The sequence below is a fragment of the Pseudomonas sp. P7759 genome (genome assembly GCF_013386445.1).
GTDB classification, from domain to species: Bacteria; Pseudomonadota; Gammaproteobacteria; order Pseudomonadales; family Pseudomonadaceae; genus Aquipseudomonas; species Aquipseudomonas azotoformans_A.
In genome coordinates this window covers 85,141-108,622 of record NZ_JACART010000006.1, presented here as the reverse complement: position 1 = coordinate 108,622, position 23,482 = coordinate 85,141, and the positions used below count along the sequence as shown (strand labels likewise).

23 protein-coding genes are annotated in these 23,482 nt (G+C 60.7%); 6 read left to right on the top strand and 17 right to left on the bottom strand.

Features of this window, described 5'->3' with window-relative positions; translation table 11 throughout:
* Position 1: 1 nt before the first annotated feature.
* From HX823_RS06425 to HX823_RS06415, 3 genes are read right to left on the bottom strand one after another with little or no spacing between them, the layout of a single operon-like run.
* Positions 2-3,055 (bottom strand): efflux RND transporter permease subunit, encoded by a 3,054-nt coding sequence (locus HX823_RS06425; RefSeq protein WP_038850331.1) that lies wholly within the window; start codon positions 3,053-3,055, stop codon positions 2-4.
* Positions 3,052-4,122, bottom strand: coding sequence for an efflux RND transporter periplasmic adaptor subunit (locus HX823_RS06420; protein ID WP_133076556.1), 1,071 nt, complete (start codon positions 4,120-4,122; stop codon positions 3,052-3,054). The genes HX823_RS06425 and HX823_RS06420 overlap by 4 nt, the downstream gene beginning before the upstream one ends.
* Positions 4,119-5,201: an efflux RND transporter periplasmic adaptor subunit gene (locus HX823_RS06415; protein WP_177074425.1), complete on the bottom strand. Its 1,083-nt coding sequence runs from the start codon at positions 5,199-5,201 to the stop codon at positions 4,119-4,121. The genes HX823_RS06420 and HX823_RS06415 overlap by 4 nt, the downstream gene beginning before the upstream one ends.
* 121 nt (positions 5,202-5,322) lie before the next feature.
* Between HX823_RS06415 and HX823_RS06410 the strand changes: the two genes are divergently transcribed.
* Positions 5,323-6,483 (top strand): AAA family ATPase, encoded by a 1,161-nt coding sequence (locus HX823_RS06410; RefSeq protein ID WP_177074424.1) that lies wholly within the window; start codon positions 5,323-5,325, stop codon positions 6,481-6,483.
* Positions 6,484-6,609: 126 nt separating this feature from the next.
* Here HX823_RS06410 and HX823_RS06405 read toward each other — a convergent pair whose 3' ends face one another.
* From HX823_RS06405 to HX823_RS06350, 12 genes are all read right to left on the bottom strand, one after another.
* Positions 6,610-7,458, bottom strand: a complete 849-nt coding sequence (locus HX823_RS06405) for a transporter substrate-binding domain-containing protein (RefSeq protein ID WP_016975002.1) — start codon at positions 7,456-7,458, stop codon at positions 6,610-6,612.
* Positions 7,455-8,231 (bottom strand): amino acid ABC transporter ATP-binding protein, encoded by a 777-nt coding sequence (locus HX823_RS06400; protein ID WP_038850327.1) that lies wholly within the window; start codon positions 8,229-8,231, stop codon positions 7,455-7,457. The genes HX823_RS06405 and HX823_RS06400 overlap by 4 nt, the downstream gene beginning before the upstream one ends.
* Positions 8,228-8,887, bottom strand: a complete 660-nt coding sequence (locus HX823_RS06395) for an amino acid ABC transporter permease (protein WP_177074423.1) — start codon at positions 8,885-8,887, stop codon at positions 8,228-8,230. Before HX823_RS06395 ends, HX823_RS06400 begins: the two co-directional genes overlap by 4 nt.
* Complete coding sequence (locus HX823_RS06390; RefSeq protein WP_003187615.1) at positions 8,868-9,533, bottom strand: amino acid ABC transporter permease; 666 nt, start codon at positions 9,531-9,533, stop codon at positions 8,868-8,870. Before HX823_RS06390 ends, HX823_RS06395 begins: the two co-directional genes overlap by 20 nt.
* A 338-nt stretch (positions 9,534-9,871) precedes the next feature.
* Positions 9,872-11,242 carry a TcdA/TcdB catalytic glycosyltransferase domain-containing protein gene (locus tag HX823_RS06385; RefSeq protein WP_177074422.1) on the bottom strand — a complete coding sequence of 457 codons (1,371 nt, stop codon included), beginning with the start codon at positions 11,240-11,242 and terminating at the stop codon, positions 9,872-9,874.
* Positions 11,243-11,545: 303 nt separating this feature from the next.
* The gene (locus HX823_RS06380; RefSeq protein WP_033898862.1) at positions 11,546-12,328 is read right to left on the bottom strand and encodes a MetQ/NlpA family ABC transporter substrate-binding protein; all 783 of its coding nucleotides are present in this window, start codon (positions 12,326-12,328) and stop codon (positions 11,546-11,548) included.
* 127 nt (positions 12,329-12,455) lie between these two features.
* A complete protein-coding gene (locus HX823_RS06375; protein WP_177074421.1) occupies positions 12,456-13,382 on the bottom strand; it encodes a sigma 54-interacting transcriptional regulator in 927 nt (308 codons plus the stop codon).
* Positions 13,383-13,432: 50 nt separating this feature from the next.
* On the bottom strand, positions 13,433-14,014 hold the full coding sequence (locus HX823_RS06370; RefSeq protein WP_038850323.1) for an alpha/beta hydrolase: 582 nt from the start codon (positions 14,012-14,014) through the stop codon (positions 13,433-13,435).
* Between the two features lie 173 nt (positions 14,015-14,187).
* Entirely contained in the window at positions 14,188-14,589 is a 402-nt protein-coding gene (locus HX823_RS06365; RefSeq protein ID WP_010565408.1) for a biopolymer transporter ExbD, read from the bottom strand.
* Between the two features lies 1 nt (position 14,590).
* On the bottom strand, positions 14,591-15,313 hold the full coding sequence (locus HX823_RS06360) for a MotA/TolQ/ExbB proton channel family protein (protein ID WP_105698363.1): 723 nt from the start codon (positions 15,311-15,313) through the stop codon (positions 14,591-14,593).
* Positions 15,314-15,364: 51 nt separating this feature from the next.
* Entirely contained in the window at positions 15,365-16,177 is an 813-nt protein-coding gene (locus HX823_RS06355; RefSeq protein WP_177074420.1) for an energy transducer TonB, read from the bottom strand.
* Between the two features lie 240 nt (positions 16,178-16,417).
* Complete coding sequence (locus HX823_RS06350; RefSeq protein WP_033898878.1) at positions 16,418-17,269, bottom strand: LysR family transcriptional regulator; 852 nt, start codon at positions 17,267-17,269, stop codon at positions 16,418-16,420.
* A 106-nt stretch (positions 17,270-17,375) separates the two neighbouring features.
* On the opposite strand from HX823_RS06350, the gene HX823_RS06345 reads away from it, so the two are divergent.
* The 3 genes from HX823_RS06345 to HX823_RS06335 all read left to right on the top strand — a co-directional run bounded on the left by HX823_RS06345 (position 17,376) and on the right by HX823_RS06335 (position 20,023).
* Positions 17,376-17,834, top strand: a complete 459-nt coding sequence (locus tag HX823_RS06345) for a nucleoside deaminase (protein WP_177074419.1) — start codon at positions 17,376-17,378, stop codon at positions 17,832-17,834.
* Positions 17,821-18,990 carry a CynX/NimT family MFS transporter gene (locus HX823_RS06340; RefSeq protein WP_177074418.1) on the top strand — a complete coding sequence of 390 codons (1,170 nt, stop codon included), beginning with the start codon at positions 17,821-17,823 and terminating at the stop codon, positions 18,988-18,990. Before HX823_RS06345 ends, HX823_RS06340 begins: the two co-directional genes overlap by 14 nt.
* Positions 18,991-19,087: 97 nt before the next feature.
* Positions 19,088-20,023: a LysR family transcriptional regulator gene (locus HX823_RS06335; protein WP_080642450.1), complete on the top strand. Its 936-nt coding sequence runs from the start codon at positions 19,088-19,090 to the stop codon at positions 20,021-20,023.
* Here the strand turns inward: HX823_RS06335 and HX823_RS06330 are convergent.
* Positions 19,914-21,008 (bottom strand): fatty acid desaturase, encoded by a 1,095-nt coding sequence (locus HX823_RS06330; protein ID WP_177074417.1) that lies wholly within the window; start codon positions 21,006-21,008, stop codon positions 19,914-19,916. The genes HX823_RS06335 and HX823_RS06330 overlap by 110 nt on opposite strands.
* A gap of 101 nt (positions 21,009-21,109) precedes the next feature.
* Between HX823_RS06330 and HX823_RS06325 the strand changes: the two genes are divergently transcribed.
* Positions 21,110-22,114 carry an AraC family transcriptional regulator gene (locus HX823_RS06325; protein ID WP_177074416.1) on the top strand — a complete coding sequence of 335 codons (1,005 nt, stop codon included), beginning with the start codon at positions 21,110-21,112 and terminating at the stop codon, positions 22,112-22,114.
* Positions 22,115-22,543: 429 nt separating this feature from the next.
* Here the strand turns inward: HX823_RS06325 and HX823_RS06320 are convergent, their stop codons facing one another.
* Positions 22,544-22,909, bottom strand: coding sequence for a response regulator (locus HX823_RS06320; protein WP_038850315.1), 366 nt, complete (start codon positions 22,907-22,909; stop codon positions 22,544-22,546).
* Positions 22,910-23,007: 98 nt separating this feature from the next.
* Between HX823_RS06320 and HX823_RS06315 the strand changes: the two genes are divergently transcribed.
* The gene (locus HX823_RS06315; RefSeq protein ID WP_177074415.1) at positions 23,008-23,481 is read left to right on the top strand and encodes a heme-binding protein; all 474 of its coding nucleotides are present in this window, start codon (positions 23,008-23,010) and stop codon (positions 23,479-23,481) included.
* Position 23,482 lies beyond the last annotated feature (1 nt).

Here is a 23,482-nt window from a genome sequence, read left to right as displayed (position 1 = left end):
TTCAGCTCTGTTCGTGTTTGGGCTCGCGGATCTTGTACCAAGCCACATACAGCGCAGGCAAAAACAAAAGTGTTAGCAAAGTCGCGATGATGATCCCGCCGATCATCGCGTAGGCCATTGGCCCCCAGAACACCTCACGCGCGATGGGGATCATGCCCAGGCTCGCCGCCGCTGCCGTCAGCAGGATCGGCCGGCGCCGATGCTCGGTGGCTTCCACCACCGCATCCCACGGCGTATAGCCCGCCACTTCGTACTCATGAATCTGCGTCACCAGAATCACCGAGTTGCGGATGATAATGCCGATCAGCGCCAGGATCCCCAGGATCGCCACAAAGCCCATCGGCGTGCCCGTGGGGATCAGCGCCAGCACCACGCCAATCAAACCGAGCGGCGCGACACTCGCCACCAGGAACATCTTCTGCACACTGTGCAGTTGGATCATCAGGAAGGTCGCCATGAGGAACAGCATCAACGGCACCACGCTGGCAATCGGGCCCTGGGCCTTGCCGCTTTCCTCCACGGTGCCGCCGGTGGCGACCTTGTAGCCCACCGGCAAGCCGGCGCTGAACTTATCGATCTCCGGCTTGAGCTGTTTCACCAGGTCCGTCGGCTGCATCTCATCACGCACCGACGCCTTGATGGTGATCGTCGGTTTACGGTCGCGGCGCCACACCAGCGGCTGCTCCAGCTCGTAGCGCACCGTGGCGAACGCCAGCAGCGGAATCGAGGTGCCGTTGGGTGTGACGATCTGCAGGTTCTGCAAGGTTTCCGGCGTGCCGCGCTCGGCATCTTCGGCACGGCCGACCACGTTGATCAGATAGATATCGTCATGCACCTGGGTCACCGAGGCACCGCTGACCACGCTGTTCATCAACTGCGCCACGTCTTCCGACGACAGTCCCAGCTGGCGCGCCTTGTCCTGGGCGATGTCGATGCGCAGCACTTTGCCCGGCTCGTTCCAGTCGTAGATGATCTCGCCCAGGTGAGTGTTCTTGTCGAGCAAGGTCGCCAGTTCGATGGCGTGTTTGCGTACTTGATCGGTGTCTTTTCCCGACACGCGATACTGAATCGGCCTACCTACCGGCGGGCCCATTTCCAGCGGCTGCACAAAACTGCCAATGCCGACGAAGTCATCGCGCAGGCGCTTTTGCAGGCGTGCGATCAACTCGCCGCGCTCTTCCAGGCCCTTGCTCACGATGACCAACTGCGCGTAGTAGGGGTTTTCCAGTTGCTGGTCCAGCGGCAGGTAGAAACGGATCGCGCCCTGGCCGATATAGGTGCTCCAACGCGCGATGTCCGGGTCGTCCTTGATGATCGCTTCCAGGCGGTCGACGGCCTTGCGGGTCTCGTTGATCGAGGCGTTTTGCGGCAGGTTCAGGTCAACCAGGATTTCCGGGCGGTCCGATGACGGGAAAAACTGGTTCTGCACAAACTGCATGGAGAACACCGACGCCACAAACAGCGCCACGGTGATGCCAATCGCCCACCAACGGTTACGCATTGCCCAGAGCATGCCGCCATTGAACGCCCGGCCAATTCGCCCCGGCTCGGCATCGTGGGGTTTCACCTTGGCGCTAAGGATATGCACGCCGATTACCGGCGCAAACAGCACCGCCACCACCCACGACACCAGCATCGCCACGGCAATCACCGCGAACAGGGTGAAGGTGTACTCGCCCGCCGAACTGGCGTTGAGGCCAATAGGGACAAACCCGGCGACTGTGACCAGGGTGCCGGTCAGCATCGGGAACGCCGTGGAGGTGTAAGCGTAGGTCGCCGCCTGCTCCTTGGTTTCGCCTTTTTCCAGGCGCGTGATCATCATTTCAACGGTGATCATCGCGTCGTCCACCAGCAGGCCAAGGGCGATAATCAGCGCGCCCAGGGACACCCGCTGCATGGTGATGCCGCTGTATTCCATGAACACGAACACCAACGCCAGCACCAACGGAATCGAGCATGCCACCACCAAGCCGGCGCGCATGCCCAAGCTGATGAAGCTCACCACCAACACGATAATCACCGCTTCGAACAACGCACTGGTAAAGCCGCCGACAGCCTCTTCCACCACTTCCGCCTGGTCGGACACCTTGTGCACGCCGACGCCCACCGGCAGGTCGGCGGTCAGTTCGTCCATGCGCCCGTGCAGGGCCTTGCCGAACGACTGGATATTGCCGCCCTTCTGCATGGCAATCGCCAAGCCGATGGCCGGCTTGCCGTTGAAGCGGAACATCGGTCGCGCCGGGTCCACATAGCCACGACTGATATCGGCAATGTCCGCCAGGCGATAAAAGCGGTCATTGAGGCGCAGATTCACATTGGCCAGGTCTTTCTCCGAAGCGAACTGCCCAGAAGTCCGCACCGAAATCCGCTCCGGCCCGGCCTCGATCACCCCGGCCGGCGTCACCGCATTCTGCGATTGCAGGCTCTGCACCACCTGGCGCTGGTCAATCCCCAGGGCGGCCAGTTTGCGCGTGGAGAAATTCAGGTAAATCACTTCGTCCTGCTGGCCGATCATCTCGACCTTGCCCAGCCCCGGCACCGAACGGATCTCGGCGCGCACCTGCTCCACGTAGTCACGCAGCTGGCGCATCGACAGGCCGTCGCCGGTAAAGGCATACACCGAGCCGAACACGTCACCGAACTCATCGTTGAACGACGGCCCCTGCAAACCCTGGGGGAAGGTGCCGCGGATGTCGTCGATCTTCTTGCGGACCTGGTACCAGATCTCCGGGATGGCCTTGGCGCTGGTGGTGTCCTTGAGGAACACGAACACCGTGGACTCGCCCGGCCGCGTGTAGCTTTTCACGTAGTCGAGGGAGTCGAGTTCTTCGAGTTTTTTCTCGATGCGGTCGGTGACCTGCTTGAGGGTTTCTTCCTGGGTCGCGCCTGGCCAGCGGGTCTGGATCACCATGGTCTTGATGGTGAACGAAGGGTCTTCCTCGCGGCCCAGGTTCATGTAGGAGAACACGCCCATCAGCAGCGCGACGAACATCAGGTACCAGACGAAGGACTGATGCTTGAGGGCCCAGTCGGATAAGTTGAAACTCCCTTTCATCGCGGGCTGTCCTCGTCGATTTTGACTTTTTGCCCAGGCTTCAGGCTGTTCACGCCAGCGGTGACGATACGCTCGCCGGGTTTGACGCCGCCATTGAGCAAGGCGCTGTTGGCGTCACGGCTGATCAGGCTGATGTCGCGCGGTTGCACGGTCTGGCTTTGCGTGTCGAGCAGCCAGATGCGGGTCTTGCCGTCGACCTCCTGCAAGGCACTCAGGGGCACTTCGATGCGTGGCGCAATGGCGGTGCTCAAGGTTACGCTGATCGCTGTGCCGAGGCGGAACGCAGGCGGTGTTTCCGCCAGGGTCAGCCGCGCGCGCCGGGTGCGCGTGGCGCTTTGGGCCTGGGGTTCGATCTCACGCACGATGGCGGTGGTGTTGACGCTCGGGTCCAATTGCCCGGCGACCAGGAACACCACGTCATGGGGCAGGCGCTCGGCCAGGCCGGCGGGCAGGTCGATCACCGCTTCCTTGATATCCGGGCGGGCCAGGGTCACCACCTGCTGACCGGCACTGACCACCTGGCCGGCTTCGGCATTCCACGCGGTGACAATGCCAGCGTGGTCGGTACGCAGTTCGGCGTAGTTGAGTTGGTCCTTGGCTTGGTTGACGGAGGCTTGTGCCTGGTCAAGAGAGGCCTGGGTGGTTTTAAGGTCGGTCTGGGCGATATCCAGCTGGGCCTGAGCGCCGACGCCACGGTTGAACAATTCCTGCTGACGGCGAGCATTGGCCTGGGCGTTGATGAATTGCGCCTGCACGCGAGCCAGATCGCCCTGGGCGGCGCGCAATTGATTCTGTTGGTCAGTGGGGTCGAGGACGGCAAGCAAGGCGCCCTTCTCCACCTCGGCGCCCACGTCCACGGCGCGGCGGGCAATGCGGCCGGGCACGCGGAAGCCCAGGTTGCTTTCATAACGGGCCTGGATGGTGCCGGCGAAACGGCCAAGGTTTTCCTGGTCCTCGGCTTTCACTTCCATGGACAGCACGGGGCGCACCGGTTCGGGTGGCGGCTCTTCCTTCGAACAGGCCACCAGCAACAGGCTGGCGGCGAGCAACACCGTCAGGCGCTTCATGGCTGGGCTCCTGGCTGGGCAATCTCGACAAGCATGCCGGGGTGCAGCAATTGTCCGCCGGCCACCACGACTTTTTCGCCGCCCTTGAGACCATCGCCAATGATGACTTTGCCGGTGAGGTAACGTGCCACAGTGACTTTGTGCAGTTGCGCCTTGCCGTCGCCGTCAATCAGCCACACGGCGGGTTCGCTGAGGTCCTTGGTCAACGCGGCCCAAGGCAATTCGATGCTGGCCTTGGCCGGGCCATTGGCGGTGGCGCTGACCACCGAGCCCAATTCCATGCCTTTGGGCAACGCTTGCAGGGCGATTTTCACCTGCACGGTGCCGGTGTTAGCGGCCACGGCAGGCGTGACTTCACGCACCTTGCCCACCGCCTTGATGCTCGGGTTATCCAAGAGGCTGACAGTAATCGGCGCCTCTGGCGGCGGCTCCACCAACAGCGACTCATAGACGTTGAACACCGCATCGCGCTCACCATCGCGGGCCAGGCTGAAAATCGGCACGGTGGCCTGCACCACCTGGCCGACTTCGGCCTGTCGCGCAGTGATCACGCCGGGGGCTTCGGCGATCAGCGAGGTGTAGCCGAGCTGTTCGCGGGCGTTGGCCAACTGGGCCTGAGCGGCGGCCAAGGCGCTTTGGCTGCTGCGCAACGCGGCCTGGGCGGAATCGTATTCGCTGCGGCTGGTGTAGCCCTTGGGCAGGAGCTTTTCCTGGCGCACGAAGGCGGCAGCGGTCTGTTTAACCCGCGCCTGCTCGGCCACGACCTGGGCCTGGGCGGAATCGACGTTGGTCTGCAAGTCCTTGGGATCGAGCTTGGCCAGCACTTGCTTGGCACTGACACGATCACCGACGTCCACCATGCGCTGGATGATCTTGCCGCCCACGCGGAAGGACAGGTCGGTTTGCACACGGGCCTGGATATCGCCCGTCAACGTGACCGCTGCGGCAAAGTCCGCCGGCTGCACAGTCTGCACAAATACCCGAGAATGCTGCTTGGGCTCAGCCTTTTCCTCGCCACAGCCGCTTAACAGCGCCAGTAGGCCAAGTCCGAAAATAAAGGTGCAAATGCGACCGCCCATGCAGGCTCCTTGTGCGTGATGCCGACGTGCCAGTGTGTATGCGACTGTGAGCTTAGTTCAGGGTTCCTTATCTGCATGGAGGCTCCCATACTCCAATGGTTCCCAAGCCGACTGAATGCCCATGCTCAAGACCCTCGCGGTAGCCAATTACCGCTCGATCAACAAATTAGTAGTGCCCCTGGACCGACTGAACCTGGTGACAGGGCCCAACGGCAGCGGCAAGTCCAACTTGTACCGCGCCCTGCGCCTGCTGGCGGAGACTGCCCAGGGTGGGGTGATCAATGCGCTGGCCCGTGAGGGTGGGCTGGATTCGACCTTCTGGGCGGGGCCCGAGACTATCAGCCGACGCATGCACAACGGCGAGGTGCCGATTGAGTCCACCGTGCGCCAAGGAGTGAAACGCCTGCGTCTGGGGTTTGCCGGGGAGGATTTCAGCTACGCCATTTCCTTGGGGCTGCCTGAACCGAGCGAGTCGTTTTTCTCCCTCGACCCCGAGGTCAAGAAGGAATGCATCTGGGCCGGGCCCATCTACCGCCCGGCCAGCCTGCTGGTGCAGCGTTCCGGGCCGATGGTGCGGGCACGTGAGGGCCGCGCCTGGGATGTGCTGGCCCAGCACACGCCGAACTACCACAGCCTGTTCGATCAGGTTGGCAGCCTGCGCGGTTCACCGGAGGTGTTGCTGCTGCGCGAAAGCATCCGTGGCTGGCGCTTTTACGATCACTTTCGCAGCGATGTGGACGCGCCGGTGCGTCAGCCTCAGCTGGGTACGCGCACGCCGGTGTTGCACCACGATGGGCGCGATCTGGCAGCGGCATTGCAGACGATTCGAGAAATTGGCGATCCCGAGGCATTGCAGCGCGCAGTCAGCGATGCGTTTCCCGGCGCGCGCCTGAATATCCAGCCATTGCAGGGCGGGCGCTTTGCGATTGAGTTTTATCAGGAAGGGTTGCTGCGACCGTTATCGGCGGCGGAGCTGTCCGACGGCACCTTGCGTTACCTGCTGCTGATCGCGGCGCTGCTCACACCTCGACCGCCGACCATGATGGTGCTGAACGAGCCGGAAACCAGCCTGCATCCGGACCTGCTGCCGGCGTTGGCGCGCTTGATCATCCAGGCGTCCCGGCAGTGCCAGGTGTGGGTGGTGTCGCATGCCAGCCGCTTGATTGCGGCGTTGCAGCAGGATGAGGGGTGCAATTTGATTGTGTTGGAGAAGGTGTTGGGGGAGACGCGGATCGTCGGGCAGGGAATATTGGATGCACCCGCTTGGCATTGGCCGGAATAGGCGTCGCCTGTACTGTCCTCTTCGCGAGCAAGCCCGCTCCCACATTTGTCCGTATTCCAAAGGTGGAACTCGGTCGAATGTGGGAGCGGGCTTGCTCGCGAAAGCGGTAGAACAGTCAGCGCTGAATCAGCCCTGCCACTTCCCGCCTTCAACAATCACACTCTCAGGCTTGGTGTCATCGCTCAGCTCTTTACGCACATATTGGTCGTACAGTTTGAGCAGGAATTTCTCCTCGCCCAACTTGGCCAACTCGGCATTCACCCAGTCACGCAGTTCGATATTGCCCTTCTTCACGGCCGGTGCGATCGGCGCTTCATCACCCAGTTTTTCTTCCAGCACACGGTAGCCCGGGTTCTGCTTGGCCCAGCTGAACAGCACCAGGTTGTCCTGGGCATAGGCATCACCACGGCCGGCGGACAACGCCTGCAGCGACTCGGAGTTTTTCTCGAACTTGAGCAGTTTCCAGTCCGGGTGGTTCTTGGTCAGCCAGATATCGGCGGTGGTGCCGGTGGTGACGATGGTGGTGCGGGTAGCCAGGTCATCCAGGCTTTTTACGGCGCTGTCGTTCGGCACCAGGGCCTGCACCGCGACTTTCAGGTTGGGGTTGGTGAAGTCCACCGCTTCCTTGCGTTCCGGGGTCACGGTCATGTTGGCGAGGATCAGGTCGACCTTGTCGCTTTGCAGGAACGGAATGCGGCTGGCGGGCTCGACAGCAACGAACTCGACCTTGTTTTCATCGCCCAACAGGTCCTTGGCGAATTGGCGGCCGATGTCGGTATCGAAGCCGACGTAACGGCCAGCTTCGTTGACGAAACCAAACGGCGGTTTGTCGGTGAATACGCCGACGATCAGCTTGTCGCGAGCCTTGATCTTGTCGATGTAACTGACAGCGGCAGGTTTTACAGGCTCTTCGGCCTTTTTATCGCAGCCGACCAGTAAAGCGACGGCAAACAGTGGCAGCAGTAACTTTTTCATATCAGCGCAAGTTCCTTAGGTTTTTTGGGCAGTGTTGAAACAAAGGAGAACTTCTCCAGGAACTGCTGCGCGCGTGCGGTTTGCGGGTTCGTAAAGAATGCCTCGGGGGTGTTGTGTTCGAGGATGCGACCGGCTTCCATAAACACCACGCGGTCGGCGACGGCGCGGGCGAAGGCCATTTCGTGGGTAACAATCAGCAGGGTCATGCCATCGCGGGCCAGGCCCTGGATCACTTCCAGCACTTCCTTGACCATTTCCGGGTCGAGGGCGGCGGTGACCTCATCAAAGAGCATGACCTGGGGGTTCATGCACAGTGAACGGACGATAGCGATGCGTTGCTGCTGGCCGCCGGAGAGCTGGCGCGGGAAGGCGTCGCGCTTGTCGGCCAGGCCCACGCGTTCCAGCAGCTTCTCGGCCTGTTCGCGGGCTTCGCGCGGGTCGCGCTTTTGCACTTTCAACGGGCCGAGCAGGATGTTGTCGAGCACGCTCATGTGCGGGAACAGGTGGTAGCTCTGGAACACCATGCCGATGTCCTGGCGCACTTGGCGCCAATCGGTTTGCTTGCCCAGCAGCTCGTTGCCGGCAAACCGCAGGCTGCCGCTGTGGGCCACTTCCAGGCCGTTGAGGCAACGCAGCAAGGTGCTTTTGCCGCAACCGCTGGGGCCGAGGATCACCACCACTTCGCCGCTTTGCACGCTCAAGTCGATGCCCTTGAGCACCTGCGCCTCGCCGAAAAACTTGTTGAAACCCTGGAACTCGATCAATGCGCTCATGCTTGGGCCCAGCGCCGTTCCAGCACCTTGGAGGCGGCCGACAACGGGTAGCAGATAAAGAAGAAAAACAGGAACAGCACGCCGTAGATCAATACCGACTCATAGGTGCGTTCGATGATTTGCTGGCCAACCTTGATCACGTCGATCACGCCGATCAGCACCGCCAGGGAACTGGTCTTGATGATGCGCGTGTAGACGTTGATGGTCGGCGGCGTCATGCGTTTCAGGGCCTGGGGCAGCAACACATAGCCGTAGAGTTGCGGGTCCGAGAGGCCAATCGACAACCCCGCTTCACGTTGCCCGCGTGGCAGCGAATGCAAGGCGCCACGCACCACTTCGCCGACTTCACTGGCGCCCCACAGCGACAGCACCAGCACAGCGCACCAGAAGCTTGGAATGCTCAGGCCGAAGAAAATCGGCAGGCCGAAAAACAGCAGGTACAGCCACACCAGCACCGGGATCGCGCGGAACAGCTCCAGATATACCCGCAGCACTGCGTTGAGCAGCCGGTTGTTCAAGGTGCGCAGCACGCCGTACAACACGCCGCCGACAGTGCTGAAGGCGATGCTCAAGAATGAAATCGACAAGGTTTGCGCAGCGCCCTTGCCCAATTGCGGCAACGACACCCACAACAACTCAAGACCCGAACTGGCCATGCTGGAGCCTCCTTTCCAGGCGGCTGAGCAACAGCGACAGCGGCAAGAACAGCAACACGCAGATCAGCGTCAGCACGGCGAGCATTTCGTAGGTTTTGTAGTAGAGGGCGATGTAGCTCTTGGTGGTGTAGAGAATCTCCGGCACCGCCACGGCAGAGACCACGGTGGTCTCCTTGAGCAGGAAGATGAAATTGGCAAACAACGCCGGCAGGCTGAGGATACCGGCCTGGGGCAGGATCACATGGCGCAACAGCTGCCAGTCGGACAGGCCGATGGACTTGCCCGACTCGATCTGCGCCAGCGGCACCGCTTCCACACCGGCACGCAGCACTTCGGTGAGGTAGGCACCGCCGAGGAAGGTCATGGTGATGATCGCCGCCCAGAACCCGGAAATATTGAAGCCCAGGGCCGGCAGCGCGAAGTACACGAAGAACAGCTGGATCAGCAGTGGCGTGTTACGTGCCAGCTCCACATACAACGCCACCAGGCGCGACAGGTACGGCGTGCGGAACACCAGCAGCGCCGCGTTGATCAGCGCCACCAGCAACGAGGTGGCAATGGCGATCAGGCCCACTTGAAGCGTCACGCCCACGGCTTTCAGAAACGCCGGGAGCGTGCTGAGGATAAAAGCGAAATCGAAGGTCATTTCCAGTCCATGACGCCGCAAGGGTAATGCAGCGAGCGCAATCCGATCCGGTGTGGGTAACGCCGGGTAGCGCGAACTTTAAAGGTATAAAAAAGAAAATTTAAATACCCAAATAGCATATTGATATCACCCAAAAAGATAACCACCGGGTTCGCGGGTTTGGCGGGTGGCAGCTATGGTTGGTGGGTCTGAGATTCGAGGGATTGAACCATGCAGGAAGTGAAACCGATGGATCCGCAAGAACTGGTGAAGTGGTTGATGGCGTTGCGCAGGGCGATCAGTAGTCAGGCGCTGTAAAAAACAATAGCCTCACCGTGGTGAGGCTTTTTCTCATAGGCTCAACCTTGGATGGATGGCCGCCGGTCAGCACCTCCCGCCATGGCTTTGGTGGCGCTGTTTTGCTGTTCTTCAGTCTCAAAGTTGACGTAGTTGTCCGGGAACTTGAAGTGGGAATCCACCAGGCCCCAGTACTCTTTATTCTGTGGCTTTGCCATGTCCCAGATACGTTCAGCGGAGGAGGCGGCGTCGTTGCGAGCCCGCTCCGGTCGCCCTTTGGCTTCTTGTATCACCCTGTCAACATGCCCACGTAGTGCATTGGGCCCGGTGGTTTCGATCGTGCTTTTATTCGGACGGCTGAAGTAACGATCGCCGGCGTATTCATTGCCGTTCATCGAACGGTATTTGTCCCCGATGTCATCAATCAGGCTCTTCAGCATCGCGCTCTGGGAGTGGCTGGAGAACAGTGCGTTGGCAAAATAGGGGGTGGCGTTGCCACTTGCCTCACTCTTGCCTGCAGCCATGCCGACCAGCATCAGGTCTGGGTGGGCATTTAAGGCGCCATCAAGCGGGCGCACACTTTCCAGGTCAATGTCCGTGTAGGTGCCGCCATAGTGATTGACGATTTCATATCGGGCGACGTCGGAAGCTGCGGCGTAACCGCCGTTGCGGCCCATGATTTCATGCTGATACACGTCCTTGTTTTGCAGGCGTATGTCGGCAGGATTGCTCAAGTCACGTATCTGCACGTTCTTCAGATCGTTGAAACGCTCCTGTAAAGCCGCCAGGGTCGTCGTGTCACGGGGAGGGTTACTGGCGTAGCGGTCCCAGGACTTTGTCGTCTGGTCAAGAATGGTGGCTTCTGCTTGATGAAACTTGTCATCGGTACGTGAAGCGTGACGCTCAAAAGCACTGAGCACTTGAGAGGCGTTCTGGGGCGTAACTTTTCCACCCTCTGGCAGCAATGCTTCCTTCAATGCTTTGTTACCTGAAGACAAAAGTTCTTTATTAAGTTCTGCAATAACTTGCTTCTGCTCGATTTGATTGCGAGGCCATTGCAGCGGGTTATTGATTGCTGTCTTAAGCTGACTGAACAACCCTCGAACGGGTCTTTCTGACTGGTAGTTTGGGTAAACACTTTCGGCTTTTGCCTGAGCCGATTTATTAGTTGCGTAAGCATCAAACTGAGTAGAGTCAACCCATAACATAATTTTATGGTTCGGGTTCATGGTGGCCCACTGGCGTAAATAAGTATCCTGGTTCAAACCCGGTTTGGAGCCCACCCAGACCATGTGGATATTATTGGGGACTGGCTTGAACTGATCTTCGGGGTATTTTGCTTTAAATCCTGCAGCAGATGGCGAATGAGTAGCTTCATTCACATGGCCAGCCATAGGGGTTCGTACATCGTAAGGAGAAATGGATTTCATCATAATGACACTGGCTTCCAAAAGTTGGTAGAACTCACGGGCGCCTCCATGCGATGACTCTTACAACACGCGCAAGCTTGGCCCTACTAAACCAACTAAGCAAAACGTAAAGTGTAAGACAATTTAAAGATACACTCAGACACAATCCATCAGGCCAGCCGATGAACTCAACGGTGACCCCCGACCAATAACTTATTTAACGCCTTTAATCTAAAATCTCTTCTTTATCAAAAAACCGGAATAAAAAAAACGCCGACGCAATGCAAGCCGTCGGCGTTCAAACCTTGAAGGGGGTTTTGAGTTACATCAGAACGCAGGCACGACCGCGCCGTTGTACTTCTTCTCGATGAAGGCTTTGACTTCCGGGCTGGTCAGGGCCTTGGACAGTTTCTGGATCGCGTCGCTGTCCTTGTTGTCCGGGCGAGCCACCAGGAAGTTCACGTACGGCGACTTGGCGTCTTCGATGATCAGCGCGTCTTTGGCTGGGTTCAGGCCCGCTTCCAGCGCGTAGTTGGTGTTGATGACGTCAAGGTCAACCTGGTCCAGCACGCGTGGCAGCAGCGCCGATTCCAGCTCCTTGAACTTCAGGTTTTTCGGGTTGCTGGCAATGTCTTTCGGCGTGGACAGGGCATTGGTCGGGTCTTTCAGCGTGATCAGGCCGTTCTTTTGCAGCAGCAACAGGGCACGGCCGCTGTTGGAGCCTTCGTTCGGGATGGCCACAGTGGCGCCATCCTTGAGTTCAGAGATGTTCTTGATCTTTTTCGAGTAGCCGCCGATGGGTTCAACGTGCACACCGACCACGGTCACCAGGTTGGTGCCCTTGCCCTTGTTGAAGTTTTCCAGATACGGCAGGGTCTGGAAGTAGTTGGCGTCCAGGCGCTTTTCGGCCACCTGCGTGTTGGGTTGAACGTAGTCGGTGAAGACTTTGATCTGCAGGTCCACGCCTTCTTTGGCCAGGGTCGGCTTGATCAGCTCGAGGATCTCGGCGTGGGGGATCGGGGTCGCGGCAACCACCAGTTTTTCGTTGGCTTGAGCGAAGCTTGCAGTCAGGGCAGCCGCCAGTGCGGTAAACAACAGAACCTTTTTCATGCAGTGTCCTTATCGGAATTCCGGGGCGTCTCTGACGACCGTTTTTTATGTGGTGTGCCAGCGAAGTGCTATCGCGGCGTGGAAGGGACAATACCTAGATTTTTTATTCCCGAACAATATCTTTTATTCACGTTGATATTCCATTTTGCTCATGTAGGAATTTAAGCAGGGTTTCCTGCTCGGCGGGGCTGGCGGTGTTGAAAATCCGCCGCACCTGCTCCAACGGTGAACCTGCGACCGGCAGGTTCAAATGCTCGGGCAAAATCTCATCGCCGCTGCTCACCAGCAACGCAAAGTGAATGACGTTTTCCAGCTCACGCGTATTACCCGGCCAGCTGTGGAGTTCCAGCACCCGCTGGGCGGCATCGCTGATCAGCGGCACCGGCAGGTCCAGGCGCTGGCTGTAGATACCCAGGAAATACTCGGCCAGGGACAGGATGTCACCCACGCGCTCGCGCAATGCGGGCAAGTCCAGCCGCCCTTCGCTCAAGTAATGGAACAAGCGCTCATGGAACTTGCCGGCCGCCACAGCCTGGGCCAAGTCGATGCTGGTGGCGGCGACCAAGCGCACATCCACCGGGCTGGGCTGATGGGCGCCGACGCGGGTGACTTCGTGGTTTTCCAGGGCGGCCAGCAGTTTTACCTGGATTGGCAACGGCAAATCGCCGATCTCATCCAGGTACAACGTGCCGCCATTCGCCGAACCGAACCAACCGGCCCGGCTGCTGGCGGCACCACTGTGGCTGCCAGCGGCGTAGCCGAACAATTCGGCATCGGCGTAGGTCGGGCTGATGGCACCGCAATTGACCGAGACAAACAAACCGGTACGGTCGCTGCCACGGTGAATGTGGCGCGCCAGCAGCTCTTTACCACTGCCGGTTTCGCCGCGAATCAACACGGGCAAGGCGCGTGGTGCGAGGCTTTCGAGGTCTTCGCGCAATTGGCGCGAACGGGGGTCGACAAACACCAGCGCCTTGGCGCGAATGCTCAACGGGCTTTTTTCGGCATCGGGGAAGGTCAGCAACGGCTGGCCGTAGGTTTCATGCAAACTCATGGCAGGCTCCCGCCCCCAATCCGCTTAAGGGACGGGGCGTTGAAAAGTGTTCAGGCAGTGCGCCGGGCGTGATGCTCAAGGCGGCTTTGCAGGCGGTACAGGTAAGCAAACCCCTGCTCCCAGCGTTGGTGACCGGACTTCACATTGATATGCCCGGCGCCAGAAAGAATCCCGGCTTCGGCGCCCCAGTGACGGGCCAGCTCAAGGGCCCGAGGCGCGCTGACGGCACTGTCGTTGTCGGAGCTGACCACCTGGCTCGGAAACGGCAGCAGGTCGGTGGGGATGGGCGCAAAATTACGCAAGGCGGGAGCACAGGCAGGACGCTCGACATCGGCCGGTGCCACCAGCAAGGCGCCGCGTACCTGGCGCAGGAACTGCACCGGCGCGGTGGCCGCCCAATGCGCCACGGTGATGCAGCCCAGGCTGTGGGCGATCAGGATCACCGGCGTGCTGTCGGCGGCGATGGCCTCGGCCAGCGCGGCGACCCAGTCTTCGCGACGTGGCGTCAGCCAGTCATCTTGCTCCACGCGGGCGCTGTTGGGCAGGCTGTTCTGCCAGTGACTTTGCCAATGATCTTCTGGCGATCCTTGCCAGCCCGGCACGATCAGATAACGAATCGACTCGCTGTGCATGGGTGTGCCCTCCTGCAGCGTTTAACGTTGCTGAACAGTATAGGGACGGGGGTTATATTCGTTAAGGAATAAGAAGATATTTATTAATAACCAAAATCACAAAAGGATTTTACGCAAAAAAAAGGCCGCACCCTGCCAAGGAGACGGCCAAAAAATTGTCGAGGCTTTTGCAATTAACGTGCGGTAATCACCGACAGCTTGGTAATCCCCGCGCGCTCGATAGACGCCATGGCTCGCGCCACTTCGCCGTAGTTCACGCCATCGTCAGCCTGCAGTTGCACCCGTACATCGGGGTCCTTGGCCTTGGCCGCCTGCAGGTTGAACTCCAGCAGGTCCGGCTGGATTTCGTCCTTGTTGATAAACAGTTTGCCGGCGCCATCGATACTCACCACAAGCGGGTCTTTCTGCTCCACCGGCGCGACCGCCTCGGTCTTGGGCAGGTTGATCGGGATCGCGTTGGTCAAGAGCGGCGCGGTGACGATAAACACCACCAGCAGCACCAGCATCACGTCCACCAACGGCGTCACGTTGATCTCGCTCAGCACCTCATCGCTGTCTTGCGTGGAAAAGGCCATCTCAGGACGCCTCCTTCACTTTCTGCGGGTTGCCGGCAGCGGTTTTGTTCAGGGCCGGGTGCAGCAACACGCGGAAGGAGTTCTTCTGGGCCAGGCTGTAGAAGTCGTGGGCAAAGTCGTCCAGGTCGGCAGCGGTCAGCTTCAGACGACGCAGGAAATAGTTGTAGACCAGCACCGCCGGCACCGCGACGGCGATACCCACACCGGTCGCGACCAGTGCCGCACCGATCGGGCCGGCCACGGTTTCGAGACTGGCGGAGCCCGCAGCGCTGATGCCCTTGAGCGCTTCCATGATGCCCCACACGGTGCCGAACAGGCCGATGAACGGCGAGGTGCTGCCGATACTGGCGACCACGGCCAGGCCGGTTTCCAGGGAGCGGCGTTCACGCACGATCTGTTGGCGCAGGGCCCGCTCGAGGCGGTCCTGGTGGTTGATCGCCTGGCTCAGGTCGGCCGCGTGCGGGGTTTCGCCCACCTGGATCGCGGCGTAACCAGCCTGGGCCACCCGAGCAGCGGCGCCCGGCTGGGTCTCCGCCAACTCGGCGGCCGAGTCGAGACTCGACGCCGCCCAGAACTGTTTGTGGAACTTGCGATCCTGCGCCTTGAGGCGACCGAACTGCACGCCTTTGAGCAGGGCCAGGCCCCAGGTGGCGACCGAAAAAACCACCAGCAGCCAGATCACCGCGCTTTCGATGGATTCAAGTGGAGATGCTAATGCCATGATGTTTTCCCTCTGTGCAGGTCGCGGCGTGTGCAACACACCGCAGCCGAATAGTTAGTGAATCTTGAAATCGATCGGTACGCTGACCCAGCCGTTCTGGGCCACATCGCCCTGCTTGGCCGGTACAAAGCTCCAGCGCTTCACCGCTGCCAGCGCGGCGTCGTCGAGTTGCTGGCGACCGCTGCTTTTCTGGATCTGGATCTCACCCGGCTTGCCACTGGCCAGTACCTGCACCCTGAGCAACACCGTGCCTTCCCAACCGCGCCGCTGAGCCAGTGACGGGTACTCCGGCGCCGGGTTCTTCAGGTACGCGGCGTTGGCCGAAGCGGGTGTAACCGGGGCCGGCGCCGGTGGTGCTGGCGGCGCAGGTGGTGCCGGTGTCGGTGGCGCGGGCGGCTGCTCGACAGGTTTCGGCGCGGGCTTGGGCTCAGGCTTTGGAACCGGCTTGGGCTTGGGTTTTGGAATCGGTTTTGGTGGCGCCGGCTTGGCGGCCAATTCATCCACGACCGGCGGCGGTGGCTCGACCACAGGCGGTGGTGGTGGCGGCGGCACGGGCGGTGGCGGTTCCACCACGGGAGGTGCGGGTTGGGAAAACTCGATCGTCATCGGCGGAATTTCCGGCGGCACGATCGGCAGCACCGGCGTCGGCTTCTGGCTTACCCAGTAGATCACCGCACCGTGCAGGGCCAGTACCAGCAAACCCAGCAGGATCCCTTCGCGACGGCTGGAGAAACGCTTCGGCGTTTTCTGCGTGCGCAACTGCCCCAACGGCGCGCGGTGCGGCCGGCCAAGGTCGACCAACTCACCACCCGGTGCCTGGCGCCATTGCGCCTCGTGTGCACTGGCGGCGGACTGGACATTGCCCATTGATTCACTCCCTACGGTTTTGAAACAAAAAAACCGACAGGCCTGCGTGGAAGGCCGTCGAGGGTTGAATCATCGGGGCCAGACGCTTATCTCTTAAAGTAATCTTTAAAGTTATACATAGATCTAAATTGAATAAATGAAATACTTGGAAACGGCAAAGCCCCGGCCTGCGGGGGCTGGCGCAAAGGCGTTGTTTTTGAATGCCTTTCAGGCATAAGAAATATTCAGTAAAGGCATTGATCAGGCAGGGCTGTTTGCACACAAATCAAGCAGTTGACGTTGTAGGCTTTGCCCAGCCGCACCCAAGCCACTGCGGCCATACAACGCCAGACGCACGCCTTGCACCCTGGGCAAGCCGCTGTCCGGGCCCAGCACGCTATGCCCTGCCTGTACGACGCGACGGGGCAACAAACTGATACCCAACCCCGCCGCCACCGCCGAACACACGCTCGCCAGGCTCGCGCTGGAGTACCCGATGCGCCAGCGCCAGCCGCCCACTTCCAGGTGTTGCAGCATTTCATTGCGGTACAGGCCGCCTACGGGAAATGCCACCAACGGCAAAGGGTCACGCCCCAGGGACGGCGTGCTGCGGCTGTCCACCCAGCACAAGGGCTCCGGCCATGAGGCCAGGCAGTCGTCGCTGTCGCCCATCTGCTTGACCAACAACACGTCGAACTCTCCGCTGCGGTACTGGCGCTGCAACTCGGGGCCCAGGCCGCTGGTGACTTCCAGGCGCACCCTTGGAAACGCCAGTACAAAGGCCGAGAGCAGCGGCATGAGGCGTTCGGAGGCAAAGTCCTCCGGCACACCCAGGCGCAACACGCCGTCGCTTTGCTGGCTGATCAACACGTCGGCGGCTTCTTCATGCAGCGCCAGGATGCGCCGCGCATAGGCCAGCAAGCGCTCGCCTTCCGCCGTAGCGACCACGCGGCGCTGATCGCGGTCGAGCAACTGACACGCCACCGCCTCTTCCAGGCGGCGGATCTGCTGGCTGACCGTGGATTGGGTCAGGTGCAGACGCTCGGCGGCGCGGGTGAAATTGCCGCAATCCACTACGGCGACAAAACTGCGCAACAACACAGGATCGAACATGGCAGTCACCATTGCGTTTGCCACTGGTTGGCATGGTTATATTTAATTTCAGAATACCCTGATGGCTGCCCATACTTCACCCTCCATCCTGCCCAGAGGGATCTCCATGAGCGACGTTCAACACCTGCAGCGCGCCATCCAACTCGCCCGGACCAACGTTGCCAACGGCGGCCGGCCGTTCGGCGCGGTATTGACGCAAAACGGCAACGTGCTGATTGAGGCGGTCAACGAGATCCACCTGAGCCAAGACCCCACCGCCCACGCCGAATTGTTAGCGATCCGCGCTGCCAGCCAGCAACTCGGTACACGCTTGGATGGCTGCGTGATCTACGCCAGCGGCCAACCCTGCCCGATGTGCCTGAGCGCCATGTATCTGTGCGGTGTGGAACGGGTGGTGTTTGCCGCCAGCAACGAAATGGCCGAGCCCTTTGGCCTGTCGACAGCGGCGATCGGGCAGCAGGTGGGCCTGCCAGTGAGCGAGCAGCGCCTGCCGATCCAGCATCTGCCGGATGCGGCCATGACCACGCTGTACCAGCACTGGAAAAACCTGCATGCCCCTGAATAAATCCCTCGCTGGCTGGGGCCTGCTGGTGGTCCTGGGCCTCAACCTGCGGCCGATCCTCAGCTCCATCAGCCCGTTGCTCGGTGAGATTCGCCTGGCTACCGGCTTGAGCTTCCAGAGCAGCGCCCTGCTCACCAGCCTGCCCGTGGTGTGCATGGGCCTGGTGGCGCTGGTGGGCGTGCGGGTTGAAGCGCAACTGGGTGAACGCCGTGGCATTGCCCTGGGCTTGATGATGATCCTGCTGGCGTGCCTGGCCCGCTGGCTGATGGGCCAGGGTTCGACGCTGCTGGTGACCGCGTTGTTCGGTGGCGCCGGTGTCGCATTGATCCAGGCGTTGGTGCCAGCGATGATCAAGCGCGAATTTCACCACCGCGTGCCGGTGGCGATGGGGGTTTACTCTGCCTCGCTAATGGCCGGTGGTGGGCTGGCGGCGCTGATCAGCCCAGTGGTGGCCACGCATTTTCAGCGGTGGGAAGCCGGGCTCGGTGTGTGGTTGCTGCCGGCCTTGGCCGCGCTGTTGTTGTGGGCCTGGTTGCCACTGGGCGCGGCAAAAAGCGCGAACGTCATCCCCGCCTTCAAGGGTCTGCGCAATCGCCGTGCGTGGCTGCTGGCGCTGTATTTCGGCCTGGTGAATTGCGGCTACATGAGCATGGTCGCGTGGCTGCCGGCCTACTACCAGCAACTGGGTTGGGGTGTGCTGCCCAGTGGCTCGCTGCTGGCCTTCATGACCATCTTCCAGGTGATCGCAGCACTGTTGATGCCGGTACTGGCGCAACGCGGGATCGACCGGCGGCCGTTGCTGTGGATCAGCCTGCTGGCCCAAACCATTGGCTATCTCGGCCTGTTGATGGCGCCGTTACAGTTTCCCCATCTGTGGGTGGCGCTGTGTGGCTTCGGCCTGGGCGCGTGTTTTGCCCTGAGCCTGCTGCTGACCCTCGACCACCACCGCGACCCGCGCCAAGCCGGGCAACTGGCGGCGTTCGTGCAGGGCGTGGGCTTTTTGATCAATGCGATTTCGCCGTGGCTGACCGGTTGGCTGCGTGAACTCACCGGCAGTTTTGTCAGTGCCTGGGTGGTGCTGACGGTGACAGCGGTGGCGATGCTGGTGGTGACCCGGGTATTCAGCCCCGCCACTTACCGCACGGCGCCCGCTCTATAGATATGCATTTAAGATCTAGATAAAACAATAATGCTTCATTGACGGAATAAGCCGTCACCTTAAAATCCCGGTTCCCCTAAAGGATGCCGGGCATACCATGGACCTTCGCCAACTGCGCTACTTCATCGCGCTCAACGAGCACCGCAGTTTCGTGCGCGCGGCGGATGCCATGGGCATCACGCAGCCGGCGTTCAGCCGCAGCATCCAGGGCCTGGAACAGGAGTTCGGCTGCGTGTTGGTGGACCGCGCGAATAAAGACCTGCGTCCCACCCCCGAAGGCCAGGTGGTGTTGCAACACGCATTGAGCCTGGTGCAAGGCGCGGCGTTGCTGAGCCATGAAGTCACGCGCATGACCAAACTCGATGCGGGCGAAGTGCGCTTGGGCAGCGACGCCGTGGCTGCCGTGAACCTGGTGCCCCAGGCGATGGCGCGCTTTGTCTCCACCTACCCCAAGGTGCGCACTGCCTTGCAGGTGGATAACTGGGAGAAACTCGGGCGCAGCCTGAACCGTGAAGAGATCGAGTTCTTTATCGCCGACGTGCGTCACTTCGAGGCTGACCCGAACTTCCAGACCCAGGCCCTGACGCCTCGGCGCAGCGTGTTTTTCTGCCGCGCCGGACACCCGCTGCTGGCCAAGGACAGCCTCTCCACCAACGACTTGTTCGGCTACCCGCTGGCCACGCCGCTGATTGCGCCCGGCATTCGCAAATTGCTGGCCAACCTCAGCGGACGTATCGACTTTGCACCCGCCATCGAGCTTGAACAGTTCGCGGCGCTGGCCACCATCGTGCGGCAATCCGACGCCATCGGCCTGGGTGCCGAGGAGGCTTTCGTCGAGGCATTCGCCAGTGGCCAATTGCAGGTCCTGCACTGGCGCAATCTGCCGCACGCGTTGGACAGCCTCAGCAACCGTTGCGGGGTGATCAGCCGCGCTGGGGTGCGTTTGTCGCCTGCGGCGAAGGCGCTGATCGAAACCCTGCTGGCGGTGGAAAACCCAGCCGGTTGGCCCGCGCAAACGTCCCGAAATCATTGAAGCGCACGCCCATCTCCGCCATCACCTTGTGCGCCACCTTGGCCGTCATCTGGCGGATGTAGAACGGTTCCTTCACCACAAAATGGTGGATGCCGTGGGTACTGCCGAAGTTAAAGCAGAACGCCTGCAGCGGCCACATCCACCAGGGGTTCAATACCTGGGTCTGCTGGATCACGTTGCCCAGTTCCACATCGCCGTAGTAGTGCATGTTGGAGCTGACAAAGTGCAGGCAAAAGGTGCGCAATACGTTAGGGCCGATGATCACCACGGCGGCGATATCGATCACTTGCATCATCTGCAAGGTGCCGGCAGACCACACGATGGGCGCACCGAACAGACTGGCGACGCCATTGGCAGCATGAAAACCGAGGAACACATACCACGCCCCCCAATGCAGCAGCGCCAGCGGCGCGTACACCAGCAGCGAGCGCTTGAGGATCGCCAGTTTATGCTTCCAGGTCTTGGCCCGCAGGATGCGGATGAAGGCCGACATCACGTTATCCCCAACCATCAACAACCGCGCAAAGCCCCAGGGCTCACCGTTGGTGATGGCGCGCTCTTCCATATCGGTCTCGGTGCCGGAGACCTTGTGATGGTTGAGGTGCAGGTGGCGGCGCACCCACGGGTTGATCGTACTCGGCCGCGCCAGCCACACCAGGCCCATCATCAGGTTGTGGGGCAGACGCTGCTTGCGAAAATACATGCTGTGGATCAGGTCGTGTTCCAACTCATGGGTCAGTGAAGCCAGGAACGCGTTCAGCAACAAGCACACCCACCAGGCCATATGGCCCGTGATATAGAGCGCCGCCGAGCCCAGCATGCCGAGCAGCGCAAACGCCAGGATGCCCGCGCCCAACGCATCCTGATGCAGCAACCAAGGGTGTTGCTGGCGCAGGCGCACGCCTTCGGCCAGCACCACTTCACGGATATGCGCCGAGCGCTGTTGTGCGTTCATCTGTTGGGGACTTGCAGAAGTACCGTCCAAGCTCCCATCCTCTTGTGTATTGATGCGCCCATCCTGCCCCAAGCGATCTGGCAGGACGCTAGCCCCGGACGCCAACCTGTTGACCGCAAGCGCCAATCGTCATGACCGAACCCACTTCCCTCGCCAGCTGGACCCGCGCCCTGCGCAAGCAGCTCGATGCCTTGGGCCTCGACAGCGCCGCGTTGTGCCAGCAAGCCGGGCTCGACCCGCAGCAGATGGACGATCCCAACGCCCGCTACCCGCTGTCGGCCACCACGCGTCTGTGGGAATTGGCGGTGCAGGCCAGTGGTGATCCGGCGATTGGGCTGCGGGTGTCGCGATTTGTCAGCCCCACCACCTTTCATGCGCTGGGGTATGCGCTGGTGGCCAGTGGCAGCTTGCGGGAAGTGTTCGAGCGCATCGTGCGTTATCACCAGGTGGTCAGTGATGCCCTGACGCTGGAGCTGAGTCGCGAGGAGGAGCGTTATCGCTTTCGCCTGCTGCAACCGCCGGACAGCCCGGCACCGGCGTTCGAGGCCATCGATGCGTTTGCGGCGATCTATGTGCGCACCTGCCGCAATCGCCTGGGCCGCGACTATGCGCCACTGGCCGTGTACTTGCGGCGCCCGGAGCCGCTCGATCCAAAGCCCTGGCACACGGTGTTTCGCGCGCCGGTGTTTTTTGGCGCTGAAGAGGACCGCCTGGAGTTCACCGCCCAGGATTTCGACAGCCACCTGGACGATGCCAACCCCGAACTGGCTGAACATAACGAAACCGTGCTCAAGCGCACCCTCGCCCAACTGCAACCGCTGACCTGGGAGCGCAAGGTACGCCGCGTGATCGAAGCGCAATTGCCCGACGGTGAGCCGAGCGCAGAGCGCGTTGCCCAGGCGCTGCACCTGAGCCTGCGCAGCTTGCAGCGGCACCTGGCGGATGAGGGGTGCAGGTTTGATGCGCTGCTCAATGAGTGCCGGGAGAACCTGGCGCTGTTGCACCTGCGTGACCCGCAGTGTTCATTGGCCGAGATCAGTCACTTGCTCGGCTTTGCCGACACCAGCAGTTTCAACCGCGCGTTCAAACGCTGGACGGGGATGACGCCGGGGCAGTTCAGGGATGGGTTACGGTAGCGAAGACACACAACCGAGTGTATCTTTTCCCGATCACGTAACAGTGCCCTCAACTCACAGTGAAGTTGATGATCTCCGTATTGTCTGAGCGTTCTCGATTATATTCTTGAAAACCCCGCGCACGGTAAGAGCCTGGGTCCAGATCAGCAAAAAATTCCCAAGATCCGAGGTCGTCAACGAGGGCATCGCCGAAGTCCGAGCCGTCGATTGGGATTCTAATGAAATGGACCCGCCAACCTGGAATGCCAGTACCTGAAAATTTAACTGGGCTTTGGTAGGTAACATCTGAAACCGGAGCAGTGACCCGAGGAGCAGGCTGCGCGTTTATTGATGACATGACGTTCACTCCATGAGTGTCAAAATTGACGGTTCAAGTGTGCAACGCCAATAACGCCCTATCTACTGTCAAACTTGACAGGTATCACCCCGTCAGCGCCCACGGTCACGCCGCAACAACTTCTTTACCCGCGCCACCAAGGTTTTGGCTTCAAACGGCTTGAGCAAGTAATCATCCTCGTGCAATTCCAACCCGCGCAGACGATCCTCGATCCCTTCCGGGGTCGTCAAGAACAACACCGGCGTCTCACCCTTCTTGCGAATCGCCTGCTGCAACTTCCAGGCATTCAGCCCCGGCAACATCACATCGAGGATCACCAAGTCATAGTCAGTGCTTTCCACAAACCGCTGGGCTGCCATGCCATTGGCTGCGACTTCCACCGCGAAGCCGGCCTCACTCAAGCCCTGGGCCATGAGTTGCGCTAATTTCGGCTGGTCTTCCACTAACAACACCTGCATGCCTACCTCTTGGTTCATTACAAACCTGTAATCGAATTGTTCGGCTTTTGACCGAGAGCGCTGGCTAAGGTAGCGGCCTGCTTTCTGGAGCCGTTCCCATGTACCGCAATGCCCTATTCTTGAGCTTCGCCATCAGCGCCAGCGTCCTGGCGGCACCCACCCTACCGCGCCACGCCGACCTCGATTTGCACACCGCACGCCAATTGGCAGACGCCGGCCTCGCGCAGTGCACGGCGGCACTTACCGTACTCGACCGGGGCGGCAATCTATTGCTGAGCCAGCGGGCCGACGGCGTAGGCCCGCACAACAGCATCGCCAGCCAACGCAAAGCGTACACGGCGTTGTCGACAAAAACCCCCACCCGGCTGTTTGCCGAACGCGCCCGCAACAACCCCGAGGCCGCCAACCTTAACAGCTTGCCCGAGTTGCTGTTGCTCGGCGGCGGCGTGCCGCTGTTCGCCGACACTGAACTGGTGGGCGCGCTGGGCATTGCCGGTGCCGGCGGTGCCGAGCAGGACGAAGCGTGCGCGGTAAAGGCGGCCAATCAACTTGGCCTGACAATCACCCCTTGAG